This is a genomic window from Halomonas sp. PBN3 (genome assembly GCF_000475415.1).
Classification (GTDB): domain Bacteria; phylum Pseudomonadota; class Gammaproteobacteria; order Pseudomonadales; family Halomonadaceae; genus Halomonas; species Halomonas shengliensis.
Genome location: NZ_AXCA01000143.1, coordinates 1 through 732, shown reverse-complemented (window position 1 = coordinate 732; position 732 = coordinate 1). Strand labels below are relative to the sequence as shown.

1 protein-coding gene is annotated in these 732 nt (G+C 69.4%); it reads right to left on the bottom strand.

Translation table 11 applies throughout. The features are described 5' to 3' along the window. Positions 1-61: 61 nt before the first annotated feature. The coding region (locus Q673_RS0118290) for a phosphoenolpyruvate carboxylase (RefSeq protein ID WP_031217910.1) at positions 62-732 on the bottom strand (671 nt) is incomplete at its 5' end.

The following is a 732-nucleotide window of genomic DNA, read 5'->3' as shown; positions in this document are numbered from 1 at the left end:
AGGAGCAAGCCAAGGGGTTCCTTGAGGCTTGCTCCTTGTCGCTTGGCGCTGGCCGAAGGCCCTACCCCGTATTGCGCAGCCCCGCGGCGATGCCCGCCATGGTCACCATCAGCGCCCGGGAGAGGTCGGCGCTGATGGCGCCGTCGGCGTCGCGGTTACGCTGCAGCAGTTCCGCCTGCAGGCCATGGAGCGGGTCGATGTAGGGGTTGCGCACGGCGATGGCCTGGTAGATCAGCGGCGTCTTCTCCAGCAGCTCCTCCTGCTCCAGGATCTCCAGCACCACCGCGTTGAGGCGCGCGAAGCGCTCACGCAGCCGCTGGCCCAGCGCCTTGAGGGTCGGCTCATCTACCAGGCGATGCTCGTAGTAGGCGGCGATACCCACATCGGCCTTGGCCAGCAGCATCTCCAGCATGTCGAGGTAGGTGCCGAAGAAGGGCCAGCGGTCGCGCATCTCCTGGAGCACCTCACGGCCGCCCTCCTCCTCGAGGCGGGTGGCGAAGGCCTCGCCGCTGCCCAGCCACGCCGGCAACATCAGGCGGATCTGGGTCCAGGCGAAGATCCAGGGGATCGCCCGCAGGGTCTCCACACCGCCGTCCTGGCGCCGCTTGGTAGGCCGCGAGCCCAGCGGCAGGCGGCCAAGCGAGCCCTCCGGGGTCACCGCCCGGAAGTAGGGCACGAAGTCGGGATCCTCGCGCACCACCCCCACGTAGGCGCGATGGGCGATCTCGGCCA